Source organism: Nonomuraea sp. NPDC050404 (genome assembly GCF_040655495.1).
Taxonomy (GTDB): domain Bacteria; phylum Actinomycetota; class Actinomycetes; order Streptosporangiales; family Streptosporangiaceae; genus Nonomuraea.
On sequence record NZ_JBFAKB010000003.1, the window covers coordinates 133,177 to 148,456 of the forward strand.

Annotated in this window: 12 protein-coding genes; 4 read left to right on the forward strand and 8 right to left on the reverse strand. The window is 66.3% G+C overall.

Annotated elements, in window-relative coordinates; all coding sequences use genetic code 11:
- The first annotated feature begins 928 nt into the window (after window positions 1-928).
- Entirely contained in the window at window positions 929-1,975 is a 1,047-nt protein-coding gene (locus AB0I81_RS08990; protein WP_360652463.1) for a low specificity L-threonine aldolase, read from the forward strand.
- Between the two features lie 1,689 nt (window positions 1,976-3,664).
- Here AB0I81_RS08990 and AB0I81_RS08995 read toward each other — a convergent pair.
- From AB0I81_RS08995 to rpmH, 8 genes are all read right to left on the reverse strand, one after another.
- The gene (locus tag AB0I81_RS08995) at window positions 3,665-4,627 is read right to left on the reverse strand and encodes a ParB/RepB/Spo0J family partition protein (protein ID WP_360652466.1); all 963 of its coding nucleotides are present in this window, start codon (window positions 4,625-4,627) and stop codon (window positions 3,665-3,667) included.
- 1,587 nt (window positions 4,628-6,214) lie between these two features.
- Window positions 6,215-7,219, reverse strand: a complete 1,005-nt coding sequence (locus tag AB0I81_RS09000; RefSeq protein ID WP_360652469.1) for a ParA family protein — start codon at window positions 7,217-7,219, stop codon at window positions 6,215-6,217.
- Window positions 7,220-7,287: 68 nt separating this feature from the next.
- Window positions 7,288-7,959 carry a 16S rRNA (guanine(527)-N(7))-methyltransferase RsmG gene (gene rsmG / locus AB0I81_RS09005; RefSeq protein ID WP_360652470.1) on the reverse strand — a complete coding sequence of 224 codons (672 nt, stop codon included), beginning with the start codon at window positions 7,957-7,959 and terminating at the stop codon, window positions 7,288-7,290.
- 305 nt (window positions 7,960-8,264) lie between these two features.
- A complete protein-coding gene (locus AB0I81_RS09010; RefSeq protein ID WP_360652473.1) occupies window positions 8,265-8,753 on the reverse strand; it encodes a R3H domain-containing nucleic acid-binding protein in 489 nt (162 codons plus the stop codon).
- A 20-nt stretch (window positions 8,754-8,773) separates the two neighbouring features.
- Window positions 8,774-9,724 (reverse strand): membrane protein insertase YidC, encoded by a 951-nt coding sequence (gene yidC, locus AB0I81_RS09015; protein ID WP_360652476.1) that lies wholly within the window; start codon window positions 9,722-9,724, stop codon window positions 8,774-8,776.
- 4 nt (window positions 9,725-9,728) lie between these two features.
- Window positions 9,729-10,010: a membrane protein insertion efficiency factor YidD gene (gene yidD / locus AB0I81_RS09020; protein ID WP_360652479.1), complete on the reverse strand. Its 282-nt coding sequence runs from the start codon at window positions 10,008-10,010 to the stop codon at window positions 9,729-9,731.
- Window positions 10,007-10,369 (reverse strand): ribonuclease P protein component, encoded by a 363-nt coding sequence (gene rnpA, locus AB0I81_RS09025; protein ID WP_360652482.1) that lies wholly within the window; start codon window positions 10,367-10,369, stop codon window positions 10,007-10,009. The genes yidD and rnpA overlap by 4 nt, the downstream gene beginning before the upstream one ends.
- A 59-nt stretch (window positions 10,370-10,428) precedes the next feature.
- Window positions 10,429-10,566, reverse strand: a complete 138-nt coding sequence (rpmH, locus tag AB0I81_RS09030) for a 50S ribosomal protein L34 (protein ID WP_360652485.1) — start codon at window positions 10,564-10,566, stop codon at window positions 10,429-10,431.
- 441 nt (window positions 10,567-11,007) lie between these two features.
- Here rpmH and dnaA point away from each other — a divergent pair, with 441 nt between their 5' ends.
- The 3 genes from dnaA to gnd all read left to right on the forward strand — a co-directional run bounded on the left by dnaA (window position 11,008) and on the right by gnd (window position 15,276).
- A complete protein-coding gene (gene dnaA, locus AB0I81_RS09035; RefSeq protein ID WP_360653900.1) occupies window positions 11,008-12,594 on the forward strand; it encodes a chromosomal replication initiator protein DnaA in 1,587 nt (528 codons plus the stop codon).
- A 552-nt stretch (window positions 12,595-13,146) separates the two neighbouring features.
- Window positions 13,147-14,286, forward strand: a complete 1,140-nt coding sequence (dnaN, locus tag AB0I81_RS09040; protein WP_360652488.1) for a DNA polymerase III subunit beta — start codon at window positions 13,147-13,149, stop codon at window positions 14,284-14,286.
- Between the two features lie 45 nt (window positions 14,287-14,331).
- On the forward strand, window positions 14,332-15,276 hold the full coding sequence (gnd, locus tag AB0I81_RS09045; protein WP_360653903.1) for a phosphogluconate dehydrogenase (NAD(+)-dependent, decarboxylating): 945 nt from the start codon (window positions 14,332-14,334) through the stop codon (window positions 15,274-15,276).
- Window positions 15,277-15,280 lie beyond the last annotated feature (4 nt).

The following is a 15,280-nucleotide window of genomic DNA, read 5'->3' on the forward strand; positions in this document are numbered from 1 at the left end:
GCCCCGCCCCCCAAACACTCCACCCAAACGCCCGCCCGTAACGCTCCACCCAAACGCTCCACCCGAACGGGTCGCCCACCACACGCGCCCGCTTCCGCGGTGACGCCAGCCTCAGGACCTCAGGGCCGCCGGACGGGGCTGATGATCCCACTCACCGGCGTCTCCCCATGCTTTCTCCGACCCTGCCACCCGCAGCGGCTAACCATGTGCGACTTACCAGCCAACGCTCCCCCGCTCCCCCGCACCCCCGCACCCCCGCACCCCCGCACCCCCGCACCCCCGCACCCCCGCACCCCCGCACCCCCGCACCAGCATCGCCGACGTTGCCGGCACCACCTCATGAGTCCGATCACCACGTGCACCGCCAGCACCGGCAACACGGCAACATCATCGACACGACGGCACTACCTCACAGCTTCTGCGCACTTCTACACCACCACCGCAGCATCTGCACCCGTCATCCAACGCTCTTCACGTAACGCCGCCAGCCGAACCCACGGCGCACACCGCCGCCAGCCAAACCCCGAAGGTGCCCTCCTTCACGAGCGCGCCCCTACACCAACGCCACCGCCACCAGCACCGCCACCAGCACCAGCACCAGCACCAGCACCACGACCACCTCATCACCTGCCACATGCACTACGGCGACCAACGCTGACTACCGCGACCTCCACCCGCCACGGGTCGACCGCTTCCGCGCGCCAAGCCTCACCGCCACACCCCTCCACCACCGAGCGTTCCTCACCGGACCTTGCACGATCGGACGTCGCATACGCCCGCGGTACCCCAAGGTGCTGCACCGTGCTGAGCTGTGCTGTGCCGTCACAGAAGGGGCGCCACGGTGCGGTCACGGACAGGACAGCTCGGTGCGGGCAACCCGGTGCGGTCACAGAGAGGCCGCCACATCGTTATAAGTAGCCTTACCGGTGTGCTGATCGATTCGATGTACCCCAAGAGCTTCGCCAGCGACAACCACGCCGGCGTGCACCCGACCATCCTCGAAGCCATGGCAGCGGCGAACCACGGAGACGCACCCGCCTACGGCGGCGACACCTGGACATCGACATTCGAGGAAAAGATCAAGGCGGCATTCGGCCCGGACGCTGAGGGCTTCGCGGTACTCAACGGGGCAGGCGCGAACATGGTCGGCCTCGCCCTCATGCTCGGCCGTTACGACGCCATCATCTGTGCCGACAGCGCCCACATCGCCACGCACGAAGCAGGAGCAGCAGAACGCCTGCTCGGCGTGAAACTCATGACGGTACCAACCGAGGACGGCAAACTCCGCCCCGCCGACATCAAGTCACGCCTGGGCGGAATCGGCAACACTCACGAATCCCAGCCCTCGGTAGTCTCCATCTCCCAGACAACAGAACTCGGCACCACCTACTCCCCCACCGAGATCGCCGCCTTGGCCAAGACAGCACACGAGTCGGGACTACGCCTACACATGGACGGCGCCCGACTCGCCAACGCCGCCGCGTACCTCGACTGCGACCTGAAGGCCATCACAGCAGATGCCGGAGTGGACGTGTTCAGCTTCGGCGGCACCAAGAACGGCGCCCTCGCCGCGGAAGCCGTAGTAGTCCTCGATCAATCACTGGCACACGCCGTACCATTCCTGCGCCGCCAGTCCCTCCAACTCGCCTCGAAGATGCGCTTCATCTCAGCACAACTCTCTGCCCTCCTGACGAACGACCTATGGCGCCAGAACGCCTCCCACGCAAACCAGATGGCCACCCGCCTGGCCGACGGCCTCAAGAACATCCCGCACGTGTCACTCGCCCACCCCGTCCAAAGCAACGCCATCTTCGCCACCCTCCCACCCACCACCGTCGCGATCCTCCAACAGCGCTACCTCTTCCACTACTGGAACGAGACCACCGGCACCGTCCGCCTAATGACCGCCTTCGACACGACCCCAGAACACGTAGACGACTTCCTCAACGACCTAGCCAAGGCCACCGCCCACTAACCATCACCCACCACCAATCCCGCCCCAACGAGCCCGCTCCCCTTGTTTCACGTGAAACACCCCCACCCGCACCCCCGCCCTCCACCACCACTTCACCCAAACCAAGGAGGCGAGCACCCCCATCCAAGCCACCCCCACTCCCAGACCCCACAGCACCACTCCAGACTCTCGACACCACACCGACGCCGCCACAGCCAGTTCCTCGACACCCAGGCGCAACCGCATCGGATAGGGCATCCTCCTCCCCCACAGCGCCCAACTCCCATGTTTCACGTGAAACACATCCCAACGAGCCCGCTTCCTCCAACGCTGCCTGTTTTACGTGAAACAAGTGCCCCCACAGCGGTAGGAGTGCGCGACTTAGCAGTCAGCGCTCGACACCCAGCATTCAAGCGCCAAAACCCAAGCGCCAAGCATCACCCCGACGACCCGACGGTCGAGTGGCGCGACGGCAGCGAGGCGCGAGCCGAACGCCGCCATCCCCGCTGAGCGCCCGGCGCTCGGCGCCCGCTGCCCAGTTCCGACGTCCGACTCCCCACCGCTCGCCACGCGGCCCCGACACCTCAGCGGCAGTCACTCGGTGGTGGTCCCGCTCAACGCCTAGAACTCGGCAGCCACGCGCAGGAGAAGCATCCAGTGGCCGACGCGCAGGGATCGACACTCAAGCATTCGAGACGGGGCACCCACCCAGCCGAACACCGCTCGCCACTCCGCCACTCTGCGCCCGCCCGGCACACAACCGCCGTGCATTGGCCCTCGCCACTCGCCACCCGACACCAGATGCCCGGAGCCCCGATGCCCGATGCCTGGAGCCCGGAGCCCGGCAGTCGATCGCCGGCGCTTCGCGGTTCGCCACCCGACCCACCACTTGGCGTTCTCCACTCGGCGTTCTCCACTCGGCGCACGCTGCTCGGTGCCAAGCGCGCGGCGGCGGTGCTGGTGCCCGCGCTCGGTGTCTGCTGTGCCGGGCGTCAAGCAGCTCGCCGCTCGGCTAACGCCGCTCGCCACTCAGCCCCGATACCGGGCATCCCACGCAGCGCCCGACACCGGGCATCCCACGCCCCACCCCCGCTGCCCGGTGTTCCGCAGCTGGCGGTTGGCGTCCAGTACGTGGCACTCGGCGGCAGACAGTCGGTGCCCGTGCGTCGGTGGTCAAGGGGCTGGTTCCTCATCCTCCGGAACTTTCCGTTCAGTCACCCCGCCATGCCGGTCCGCACCCGCCAGCTGAGGCTCAAGTGGCGGTCTCTAAACCTCCGGACGCGGCCCGAGCGAGATCGTGTGCCGTTTCACCGATCGATGGCCGATGGCTAGCGCGCCGATGCCGGGCCAGTGCCGGGCCGGGCCGGGGGCAGTGGCCGGGGCCGGGGCAGTGGCGGCGAGGGAGGGGTTGGTCGTGATGCTGGGGGTGGCGGTGTCGCGAGTAGCGGCAGGACGGATCGCTGTGACGGCGCACAGCGGTGCAGTGAGGTTAGCCGTCCCCTATGGCCGCGCGGCAGGTTAGCTGAGCGCCACAAAGCCGTGCGGCAGGTCGGTGGTGTGTCGCACGGCGGTGGGGTGGGGGTGGGTGTGCGGCGCGTTGGATGGGTGGCGGGGGACAGTGGTACGGCGGGAGATGTTTCACGTGAAACAGTGGGCAGGCCGGTAAACGGGCAGTCCTCTGCTTCAAACGGTGGGTAGGTCGGTAGGTGGTCAGTCTTCTGCTTCTCGCATTGCACGTACGGCTTCCGGTGCCATGGTTCCGATGATGCGCTCAAGGTCGTCGATCGTGGCGAACTCCACCACGATGCGTCCCTTCCGGCGTCCAAGGTCAACCTTGACCTTCGTCTCGAAGTGATCCGAGAGGCGGTCTGCGAGATGGGTGAGGCCGGGGGCGCTCGGCTTGGCCGCTCTGCGCTCTCGAGGCGGCTTCGTGGCGCCGTTGGCGCTCCCCGAGGCGACGATCTCCTCCACTGCCCGAACTGACAGGAGCTCGGCCACGATGCGCTTGGCGAGCTTTATCTGCTCCTCGACACTGTCGAGCCCGAGGAGGGCCCGCGCATGGCCGGCACTGATCACGCCAGCCGCCACCGTACGCTGGATTTCGGGAGGGCAACCGAGCAGACGCAAGGTATTGGTGATGTGGGAGCGAGACCGGCCGACCTTCTGGGCGAGCTGCTCGTGCGTCGCCTGGAAGTCGTCGAGGAGTTGCTGGTACGCCGCCGCCTCTTCAAGCGCGTTCAGCTGCTCGCGCTGAAGGTTCTCAATCAGAGCGTCCCGCAGGAGATCGGTGTCCTGCGTGTTGCGGACTATCGCGGGAACCGGGTCCAGGCCGGCCCGCTTACATGCCCGCCAGCGCCGCTCCCCCATGATCAGCTCGTACTGGCCACCGCCGACCGACCGGACCACGATCGGCTGCAGCAGGCCGACCTCCCGGATGGACGCCGCCAATTCGTCGAGGCGCTCCTCGTCGAAGATGTCACGTGGCTGACGCGGGTTGGGGACGATCGCGGAAAGAGCGACCTCCTTGAAGTACGCCCCGGCGATCGGCTTGGGGCCCGTCTCCGTCGTTGACCCATTCGACGAGGTCGGCGCCGCCCCCGTACCGTCAACGATGGGACCGGTCGGGATGAGTGCCCCGAGCCCCTTGCCCAATCCCCGCCGCTGCTGACTCACTGCGTCTCCTCATCCACCCGGTCGATTCCGGTCACTCCAGGAGAGGTTACCGTCGCCAACCCTGCTGGGTGCCCGCTCGCCACACACCGCCCCGTTGGATTTACACCGACACGGGCACAAATCTGCCCAACTCGTGACTGAACTCCGAGATACACCCCTGTCGTCCCACCAAGGGAACATCACAACATCCCTTCCCACCAAACCCCACCGCTTCTCCCCACACAATCCCCTCAAGGACGTGACTCGCGCAGGCGGGGTCTCACGGACGCTTCCTCACAACCTGATTACGTGGCGATGCCGGCAATCAGCGCCGTCGTCTCCTCCTCGGTGTCGAGGGTCCACTGCACCAGTCGCCGGACAACCCCCGGCCCCATTCCCTCCACCGCTGTACACCCTTCCCTCCCCCAAGCAGCGAGCCCCCGTCCGTGGAGGCAGGGCGACGATGCGGTTGGGCTCCGCTGTGGAGCGTTTCCCGTGTCCTCATGAGCTCGTCCTCACGAGCTCATGAGACGGTGATCGGAAGCAGGGGCATGCTCACGCAGCTGGCCGGTCCAGCGATAGGCGTGGCGTAGTGGTCGAGCGACAAGCATGGCGTGGTCGTCGAGCGGCAAGCGTGGTGCGGTGCGGTGCGTGCAACTGAAGATTGGGATACGCCTCCCAGGTGCCGAGCCTGAGGCCGGAGGCGGCTGATGCTCTGCTTCCGGGCCTCTGAGTGTCAACCGAGCGGGCGCGAGACGCAGCGAGCGAGCCGCACAGGCCAAACGCACATGTGGGCCAGGCTCACCGAATCCTCGAGCCCTGCAGACGAACTGGGCGACCACGCGGAAGTCGACGGGTTGGGCAGCGGCCTTGAGTACTCGCGTATGCCGACCGCACCGAAGCGGCACAAAAGGTGCCGCCTCACAGAGCAGCCACGCTGAGCGAACGCGACGCGCAAGTAGGGCGGGAGCACAGGCAGAGCGAGGCACGCCGTAGAGCGGGCACGTCGGTGGGAGCGAGCGGACGCGCGCTGAGCGGACGCGCGCTGAGCGGGCGGAGCGGATGCTGGGCGGAGCGGACGCCCCGCCAGCGCGGAATGGGCGGGCGCAGGCAGGGCGGGCAGGTCACGTCGCCCTGGACGCTGGTGGGCTGTGGCCAAACAACGGCTCCGACGGTGTTGCGTGCACAGTCGGACACAAGCTCGGTTGGGTGTAGCCACAGTTGGCCGTGGGCCTCGTTGATGGCGGGCTTGGTTTAGGTGTGGCGGTTCATGCTGCTGTCGCGGTGGTCGCAGCCGTAGCGCTGGCGGCCGGCTCTGGTTGATGGCGGGCTTGGTTTGGGTGCGGGAGTTGATGCAGCTGTCGTGGTTGTCGCGCCGTAGCGCTGCGGCCGGCCATGGTGCTTACCGCTGCCGTCGCAGTTGCTGCAGCGGTCGCGACGGCAGCGGTAGCCCGCGGCGGTGGCCGTGCCGGTAGCGGTAGCGGTGGCCGCTGCAGTTGCGGCAGTCGCGGTGGGCGAGGCACTAGCCGGTGGGCGCGGCGGTAGCGGTGGGTGCGGCAGTGGCGGTCGGTGGTTACAGAGGATGGGATGAGGCGGTGCGGAGTCGGGTTAGGAGACGGTTGCGCGGTGGGCTATTTCGCGGGCGGCGTCCATGTAGGCCATCGCCCCGCTGGACCCGGGATCGTACGTCATCACCGACTGCCCGTAGCTCGGCGCCTCCGACAACCGCACGCTGCGCGGGATCACCGTGTTCAGCACCGTGTCGCCAAAATGGGCCCGCACTTCGTCCGCCACCTGTGAAGCCAGCCGCGTACGCCCGTCGTACATAGTCAGCACGATCGTCGAGAGCCGCAGCGTCGGGTTCAGATGGGCCTTGATCAAGTCGACGTTCCTGAGGAGCTGCCCGAGACCTTCCAGCGCGTAGTACTCACACTGGATCGGAATCATGACCTCCTCCGCCGCCACCAACGCGTTCACCGTCAGCAGCCCGAGGGACGGCGGGCAGTCGATCACGATGTAGTCGAGCTCCATCCCCTCATAAGCCGCCAGCGCGCGCCGCAGCCGGGCCTCCCGAGCCACCAACGAGACCAGCTCGATCTCCGCGCCCGCCAAGTCGATGGTGGCGGGAGCGCAATAGAGGTTCGGCATGTCCGGCACCTGCTTGACGATGTCCGCCATGGGGAGATCGTCCACGAGGACCTGGTACACGTCCGGGACATCCCCGCGATGCTCCGTGGCCAAGGCGGTGGAGGCGTTGCCCTGCGGGTCGAGGTCCACCACGAGGACACGCTGGCCGTGCATGGACAGGGCGGCGGCGATGTTGACCGAGGTGGTCGTCTTGCCTACGCCGCCCTTCTGGTTGGCCACCGCGATCACTCGGGTCTTGGCCGGGCGCGGCCAGGTGCCGTTGCCGTCGCCGGAGGGCTCACCGGTCTGAGTGGCCGTCGGGGTTGCAGATGTTTCACGTGAAACCACTGAGCTGAGCGCCTCTCGTACCAACGGTGATTCACCGGGGTTCAGGGGGGTCTGGGTCACGATTGCCATCCTTTCAACCGATGGTGTGCCGGTGCCGGGGATTTGCTGTTGCGACACGCCCTTTTCGGGCCAGCCCACCCCGGTTGGACTCTGGGACGGACGGCTGTCCGGCCAGCCAAGCCCGCTTGACGCGACTGGCACAACCGTCACCTCCTTCGTCGCCGCCTAGCTTGCTCCGGCGCGCGACCCGCTACCACCCGAACCAATGTTGCAGGCGGCTCGACCTTACCGTGCCCGACGGTCACAAGCTCGGCCGTTCGGGCTCCGCTGGCCCGCAATTGGGACTCGGCCTCCGCGAGCTCACCGGCCGCCCGCTCCCCCTTCATGGCTATCAGCTCGCCGCCCTCGCGCAGCAGAGGCATGGCCCATTTCAGGAGGCGGTCGAGCGGCGCCACCGCGCGGGCGCTGGCGACGTCGAACTCATGCTTGCCCGCCAGCTCTTCCGCCCGGCCGCGCAGCACCTTGACGTTGTCCAGCTTGAGCGCCTCGACACACTCCTCCAGGAACACGGTACGGCGCAGCAACGGCTCAAGCAGCGTAACCGAGATGTCCTGCCGCACGATCGCCAGCACCAGACCCGGCAGCCCGGCCCCCGAGCCGATGTCCACCAGCCGCACCTCGGCCGGCACCGCCTCGGCCACGACCGCGCAGTTGAGCAGGTGGCGATCCCAGATCCTGGGCACCTCCCGCGGGCCCAGCAGCCCTCGGACGACGCCGGGGCCCGCGAGCAACTCGGCGAAGGCGTTGGCACGATCCCAAGCCTCCCCGGAGAAGACGTCCCGCGCTATGTCCGGCGGCTCCGGAAGCTCATCGCTCACTGGTCGGTGGCCCTTTCTCCGGGCCTGATGGCCCTTGATCGGTAGGTCAGCACGGGATCTGTCGTCCGTACGCCGGCGACAGGATTCGAGTCCGGTCTCTACCCAAGGCTAAGGGTGAGATCACAAGGGAAGACTAGCGGGCCGGGGTGAATGTGGCCTGTGAGCACGCCGTCGGCCACTCACCGCGCGATAGCGTTAACACCGAAAAAACGCCTCTTACAGGGATATAAGGCAGTAAATGCGAAAGGCCGCCTACCACGCGCGAGGGCGGGCAGACGGCCGATCCGGATGGCGTGCGAAGGGCCTCAGGCGGGCAGGACCACCACGTACCGCTGCGGCTCCTCCCCCTCGGACTCGCTACGGAGCCCGGCGGCCGCGACCGCGTCATGAACGATCTTGCGCTCGAACGGGGTCATCGGCTGCAGCGACTTCGGCTCGCCGACGTCCTTGACCTGGTTGGCGATCTCGGTGCCCAGCTTGGTCAGCTCGGCCCGGCGGCGCTCGCGGTATCCCGCGACGTCGAGCATCAGCCTCGAGCGCTCTCCCGTCTGCCGATGCACGGCCAGACGGGTCAGCTCCTGCAGCGCCTCCAGGACCTCACCCGCGGGCCCCACCAGCTCCGTGCTCTTGAGCCCGACGACGGAGACCATGGCGCGATCACCCTCGACGTCCATGTCGATGTCGCCGTCGATGTCGGCGATATCGAGAAGGCCCTCGACGTAGTCGGCAGCGATCTCGCCTTCCTGCTCCAACGCGCTGATATCAGGAGCCTTCTCCTGCTCGGCCTCGGTCATGGCCGGCCTCTCCTTCGTGTTCAAGACTTCTTGCTGCCGGTGCGCTTGCTGCGAGACTGCCTGCTCGGCTGCTGCCTAATGATCTTAGGCTCCGGAGGGGGCGGAGGGGCCTCTTCTTCAGGAGTGGTCTTGCGCAGTTTGGCGATCAGCCCGGGCTTGGGCTGGACCGGGATCGGCTTGCCCTTGTCATCGAACTGCGGCATCGGGTGCCGGCTGTAGAACCAGTGCTGCTGGCCGAGCGTCCACACGTTCGTGGTGACCCAGTACATGATCAGACCGAGCGGGAAGTTCAGGCTGAAGAAGGCGAACAGCGGAGAGATGTACATGAGGATCTTCTGCTGCTGCGCCATGGGGTTGTCCGGCATCTGCTGGATGGAGCGGGTGACGCTCTGCCGGACGGTGAGGAACGTGGTCAGCGAGCTGACCGCGACGAAGATCGCAAGCACGATCTTGGTCTGTACGACACCGGCGTCGAAACCGGCGATGTCCTCGGAGGACATGAAGAAGTTGGCGGGCAGCGGCGCACCGAAGATGTGCGCGGACCGGGCGCTGTCGACCAGCTCCTTGGTCATGCCGTACTTGGCGTGACCGTTGGCCATGTTCTGCAGCACAGTGAACATGGAGATGAAGATCGGGAACTGGGCCAGCACAGGGAGGCAACCGCCGAGCGGGTTGGCGCCCGCCCCCTGATAGAGCTGCATGACTTCCTGGTTCATGCGCTGCTTGTCGTTCTTATAACGCTTGCGCAGCTCTTGAACCTTGGGGGCGAGCTCCTGCATCTTCTTCGACGAGCGCATCTGCTTGAGGAAGAGAGGGAAGATCAAAACCCGCATGAACACGGTCAGCGTGATGATCGTCAACGCCCATGTCAGGCCGCTGTCCGGGTCGAGGACCGTGCTGTATGCAGTGTGGATCCAAATGATGACTTGGGCTACGGCTTGATACAGCCAGCTCAGCCAGGACAGCTCCACCGAGCTATCTCCCTTGCGTTTCGTGGGACCGGACCGGGCGTGGGGGCACCGGGTCTATACCTCCGGGATGGAATGGGTGGCACCGCCCGATGCGCCGGACAGTCAGCCAGATGCCGCGCAATGCCCCATGTACGGCAATCGCTTCGAGCCCGTATGCACTGCACGACGGATAGAACCGGCAACGCGGACCGAGCAGCGGGCTGATGAACGCCCGATAGAACCGAATGGGGACGATGAGCACACGGGCGGCAAGGCCCGGCACCACCCCTTGCGGTTGCTCCGTCATCTTTGTCCACCCGTCGAGGACTCTCGCCGCCTTAGCAAACGATCCAGCGCGAGATCGAGTTCGGCGGCCAGATGCTCGAATCGCGCGGACGCAGCCGGTGGATTGGCGCGTACCACAAGCAGGCTACCTCGCGGCAGCCGATCGAGACGGTCCCGCATCAGGTGTCGGAGCCGTCGTTTGACCTTGTTTCGGGTCACGGCATCACCAACAGCCTTGCTCACCACGAAACCCACCAGAGGTGGCTCTTCCCCCGAAATGGTGAAATGCACCACTAGGGTCGGGCGACCGGCGCGCTTGCCGCGCCTGACCGCCGCCTCGAACTCCTCCCCGCGTCGCATGCGGGATTCACGGGACAGCACCGTATACGTCTAACGCCCGCCGGTGACGAGCACCGGCGGGCTGCAATCGCACAGGACGGTCAGGCCGACAGCTTCTCGCGACCCTTGCTGCGGCGAGCGGCGAGGATCGCGCGACCGGCCCGGGTGCGCATCCGCAGCCGGAAGCCGTGGGTCTTCGCGCGGCGACGGTTGTTCGGCTGGAAAGTACGCTTGCTCACGGGTGGGCTCCAAGCTGATGATGCGCCGCGATGGCGCCGAACACACAGGATGGCCTGCCAGGGAAGCGAGGGCACGCGAAATAGCCGTCGCGTGACAAGCCGACCGTCGTACGTTACGGGCCAGAGGGCACCCAGGTCAAACCGGACCGGTTATCCACTAATCCACAGGCCACTTTTCCACCGCCCGCCCCGCGTCCACAAGTGTGCACTCTGGTGCCACTAGGCTGTGGACAACGTCTTGAACACAGCTGTGCACAAAGATACTGTCGGGCCTTTCGAGCCCGCTCAGACCCTGTGGACATCCTGTGAATCTCCTGTGGAGGGCGCGGGCGGGACGCCCGGCCTCCACCTGTGGACGAAGGGGCCGCTGAGCATCGTGAACGGCCTCGGCATGTGGACAAACGATCGCGGGGGGCCGCGAGGGGAAGGAGGGGGAACCGCATCATGAACGGTGTCGACCTCGGCACGGTATGGACGAGGGCCCTGGGTAACTTCCTCAACGAAAACGTCCCGATTCAGCAGCGTACGTGGCTTTCGATGGTGCGCCCGATCGCACTGGCCGGCGACACGATCGTGCTCGGCGTCCCCAACGACTTCCTCAAGGACCTCATCGAGAGCAACAAGTTGCGCCCGCTCGTGACGCACGCGCTCTCCCAGGAGCTCGGCAGGACCATGCGGGTGGCCGTGATGATCGACACAACGGCCCCCGAGCAGTCGGCCGTTGAGCCTCATCAACAGCCTGTGACTCCCAGTTATCCCCAGGGTGTGGAGAGTCAGCTGCGTTATGCACAGCCCACGCAACCGCAGCACAACCAGGCTTCGGAGCCTCCACAGTTCTATTCTCCACAGCCGGAGCAGCCCCAGATATCCACCGAATATCCACAGCCGGGCTTCTCTTTTGAACAGGCGCAGCCGTACACGGCACCGGTGGAAAAGACGCCGGAGCCGGCGGCGAACCGGTGGGAGGCAAAGAGCAACAAGCCCAGCGAACCGGCCAGGCTCAACCAGAAGTACACATTCGAGACATTCGTCATCGGTGCCAGCAATCGCTTCGCCCACGCGGCGGCCGTGGCGGTCGCCGAATCGCCGGCGAAGGCGTACAACCCGCTCTTCATCTATGGGGACTCGGGGCTGGGGAAGACACACCTGCTGCACGCGATCGGGCATTACGCCCAGAGCCTGTACGACGGCGCGCGGGTCAGATACGTGAGCTCCGAGGAGTTCACCAACGACTTCATCAACAGCATCCGCGACCACAAGGCCGACGGGTTCCGCGGCCGCTACCGGGCGATCGACATCCTGCTCGTGGACGACATCCAGTTCCTGGAGGGCAAGGAGCAGACGCAGGAGGAGTTCTTCCACACCTTCAACACCCTCCACAACGCCAACAAGCAGATCGTCATCTCCAGCGACCGGGCGCCCAAGCAGCTCATCACGCTGGAGGACCGGCTGCGCAACCGGTTCGAGTGGGGCCTGATCACCGACGTCCAGCCGCCCGAGCTGGAGACCCGGATCGCCATCCTCAGGAAGAAGGCCATCCAGGAGGGCCTGGCCGCGCCACCCGAGGTGCTCGAATACATCGCCAGCCGCATCTCCACCAACATCCGTGAGCTGGAGGGCGCGCTGATCAGGGTCACCGCGTTCGCCAGTCTCAACAGACAGGGTGTGGACCTGCAGCTCGCCGAGGTGGTGCTGAAGGACCTGATCACCTCGGAGTCCGACACCGAGATCACCATCGCGGCCATCATGAGCGAGACCGCCCAGTACTTCGGCATCAGCATCGACGACCTGTGCGGAACCTCACGCAGCAGGGCGCTCGTCAACGCCCGGCAGATCGCCATGTATCTGGCGCGCGAGCTGACCGAGCTGTCGCTGCCGAAGATCGGCCAGCAGTTCGGCGGCCGTGACCACACCACCGTCATGCACGCCGAGCGCAAGATCCGGTCGCTGATCGCGGAGCGCAAGTCGATGTACAACCAGGTCAACGAGCTAACAATCCGGATCAAACAGACACAGCGCGGAGCCTGAGTTTGTGCACAGCCTGTGGAAAACACTGTGGACCAGCGGAAACGCAAAAATTCACCAGCAGTTCGCCCGACAATGCTGGGAAAAATCCGTCCACATCGGTTGGGGACAGAGCTGGGGACATCCTGGGGAGAACCTCGGGACTACCAGTGGATAACGTGTGGACAGACTGTGAACAACCGATCTGGGGCTCCAGAAGGGGCCTTTCTACCCGGTGGATAACCTGTGGAAACCTCGTGGATAACCCCGCTCCAGCCGTGGATGAAGGCACCATGATCTGGGGACGGCTTGTGGGTGAAGTTTCGTCATCCCCAGGCGCGCGAGTTCTCCCCAGGCTTCGTACACAGGACAAGTGGATGAAAATAGCGGCGCTGACCAGCCAAGACTCTGGTTGTCCACAGTTTCCACAGCCCCTAGTGTGATGACTTCACTTATCTCTAACTAGAAACTCAAAGACCCATAGAGGGGTTCTGCCTGAGCGCGAGTCCGCGAGGGTGGATCCTTGAGGTCCCGAAGCAACGACAAAGCAGCGACGAACCCAGGAGGCTGATCCCGGTGATGTTCCGAATCGAGCGAGACGTCCTCGCTGAGGCGGTGGCATGGACTGCACGCAGCCTCCCTGCGCGTCCCTCGGTGCCCGTACTCGCCGGCATGCGGCTTGAGGTCACCGAGGAGCAGCGGCTCAAGCTCTCCGGTTTCGACTACGAGGTCTCCGCCGAGGTGACGCTCGAACTGCACACGGGCGAGCCGGGCGTCGTGCTGGTCTCGGGCAAGCTGCTCGCCGAGATCACGCGCGCGCTTCCCGCACAGCCTGTGGACTTCGTGGTGGACGGCGCCAAGGCGGTCGTCACGTGCGGCAGCGCCCGGTTCACCCTGCTGACCATGCCTGTGGAGGACTACCCGATGCTCCCGGCCATGCCGCCGGCCGCGGGCCGGGTGGGCAGCGACGTGTTCGCCTCGGCCGTCGGCCAGGTCGCCGTCGCCGCCGGGCGCGACGACACGCTGCCGATGCTCACGGGCGTACGGATGGAGATCGAGGGCGACACGGTGACCCTCGCCGCCACCGACCGCTACCGGCTGGCCGTGCGCGAGCTGAAGTGGCAGCCGGGACAGCCCGACTTCTCCGCCATCGCGATGATCCCGGGCAAGACGCTCGCCGACACGGCCAAGGCACTCGGCACCACCGGCGCCGAGGTCGAGGTCGCGCTCAGCTCGGCCGGGGGCACCGGCGAGGGCATGATCGGCTTCTCCAGCGCCGGGCGGCGTACGACGACCCGCCTGCTCGACCCCGAGTTCCCGAAGTACCGCTCACTGCTGCCCACCGAGTTCTCGGCCCGCGCGGATCTGTCCACAGGCACGTTCGTCGAAGCAGTCAAGCGCGTGGCCCTGGTCGCCGAGCGCAACACGCCGGTACGGCTGGCGTTCAAGAGCGGCGAGGTCGTGCTGGAGGCCGGCAGCGGCGACGAGGCGCAGGCCGTCGAGGCGCTCCCGGTGGACTACGAGGGCGAGGAGATGAACATCGCCTTCAACCACCAGTTCCTTCTCGAGGGCCTCGGGGCGATCGACTCCGATGTGGCCAGGTTGCAGATGACCACATCGACGAAGCCCGCTATCCTCACCGGGGGCAAGCCTGTGGAGGAGAACATCCACACCGACTACCGGTACCTGATCATGCCCATCCGACTGTCAGGCTGAACCTGTCATCGGAGATGATGGAAGTCTGACTGAGGGGTGGACAACGTGCAGATCGGCATGGTCGGACTGGGCAAGATGGGCGGCAACATGGCCGAGCGGCTGCGCCGCGGCGGCCATGAGGTCCTCGGCTATGACCGTGACCCCGCGCTCAGCGACGCGGCCAGCCTCAAGGAGCTCGTCGAACGCCTGCGGGCGCCGCGTGCGATCTGGGTCATGGTCCCCGCGGGCAAGGCCACCCAGACCACCATCGACGAGCTCGGTGAGCTGCTCGACGAGGGCGACGTCCTCGTCGACGGCGGAAACTCCCACTATGTGGACGACCAGAAGCACGCCGCCGAACTGGCCACGAAGGGCATCGGCTTCGTCGACTGCGGCGTGAGCGGCGGCGTGTGGGGCTTGCAGAACGGCTACGCGCTCATGTGCGGCGGCGAGCAGCCGCATGTGGACAGGCTCATGCCGATCTTCGAGACGCTCAAGCCCGAGGGCGAGGACGGCTTCGTGCACGCGGGCGACGTCGGCGCCGGGCACTTCGCGAAGATGGTCCACAACGGCATCGAGTACGGCATGATGCAGGCCTTCGCGGAGGGCTGGGAGCTGCTCGAGGCCTCCGACGTCGTCAAGGACGTCAAGGGCTCCTTCAGCAGCTGGCGTACCGGCACCGTGATCCGCTCCTGGCTGCTCGACCTGATGGTGCGGGCACTCGACGACGACGAGCACCTCGACCAGCTGCGCGGTTATGCACAGGACTCCGGCGAGGGCCGGTGGACGGTGCAGGCGGCCGTGGACCACGCGGTGCCGCTGCCGGTCATCACCGCCGCGCTCTACGCCAGGTTCGCCTCCCGCCAGGACGACTCCCCCGCGATGAAGGTGGTCGCGGCGCTGCGCAACCAGTTCGGCGGCCACGCCACCACCTCGGCGGAGGGCAGCGTTGGCAAGGGCGCAGACTCGCCGGGCGCGGACGTGTCGCTGCCGCGCGAGAACGACCGCTAGTTTT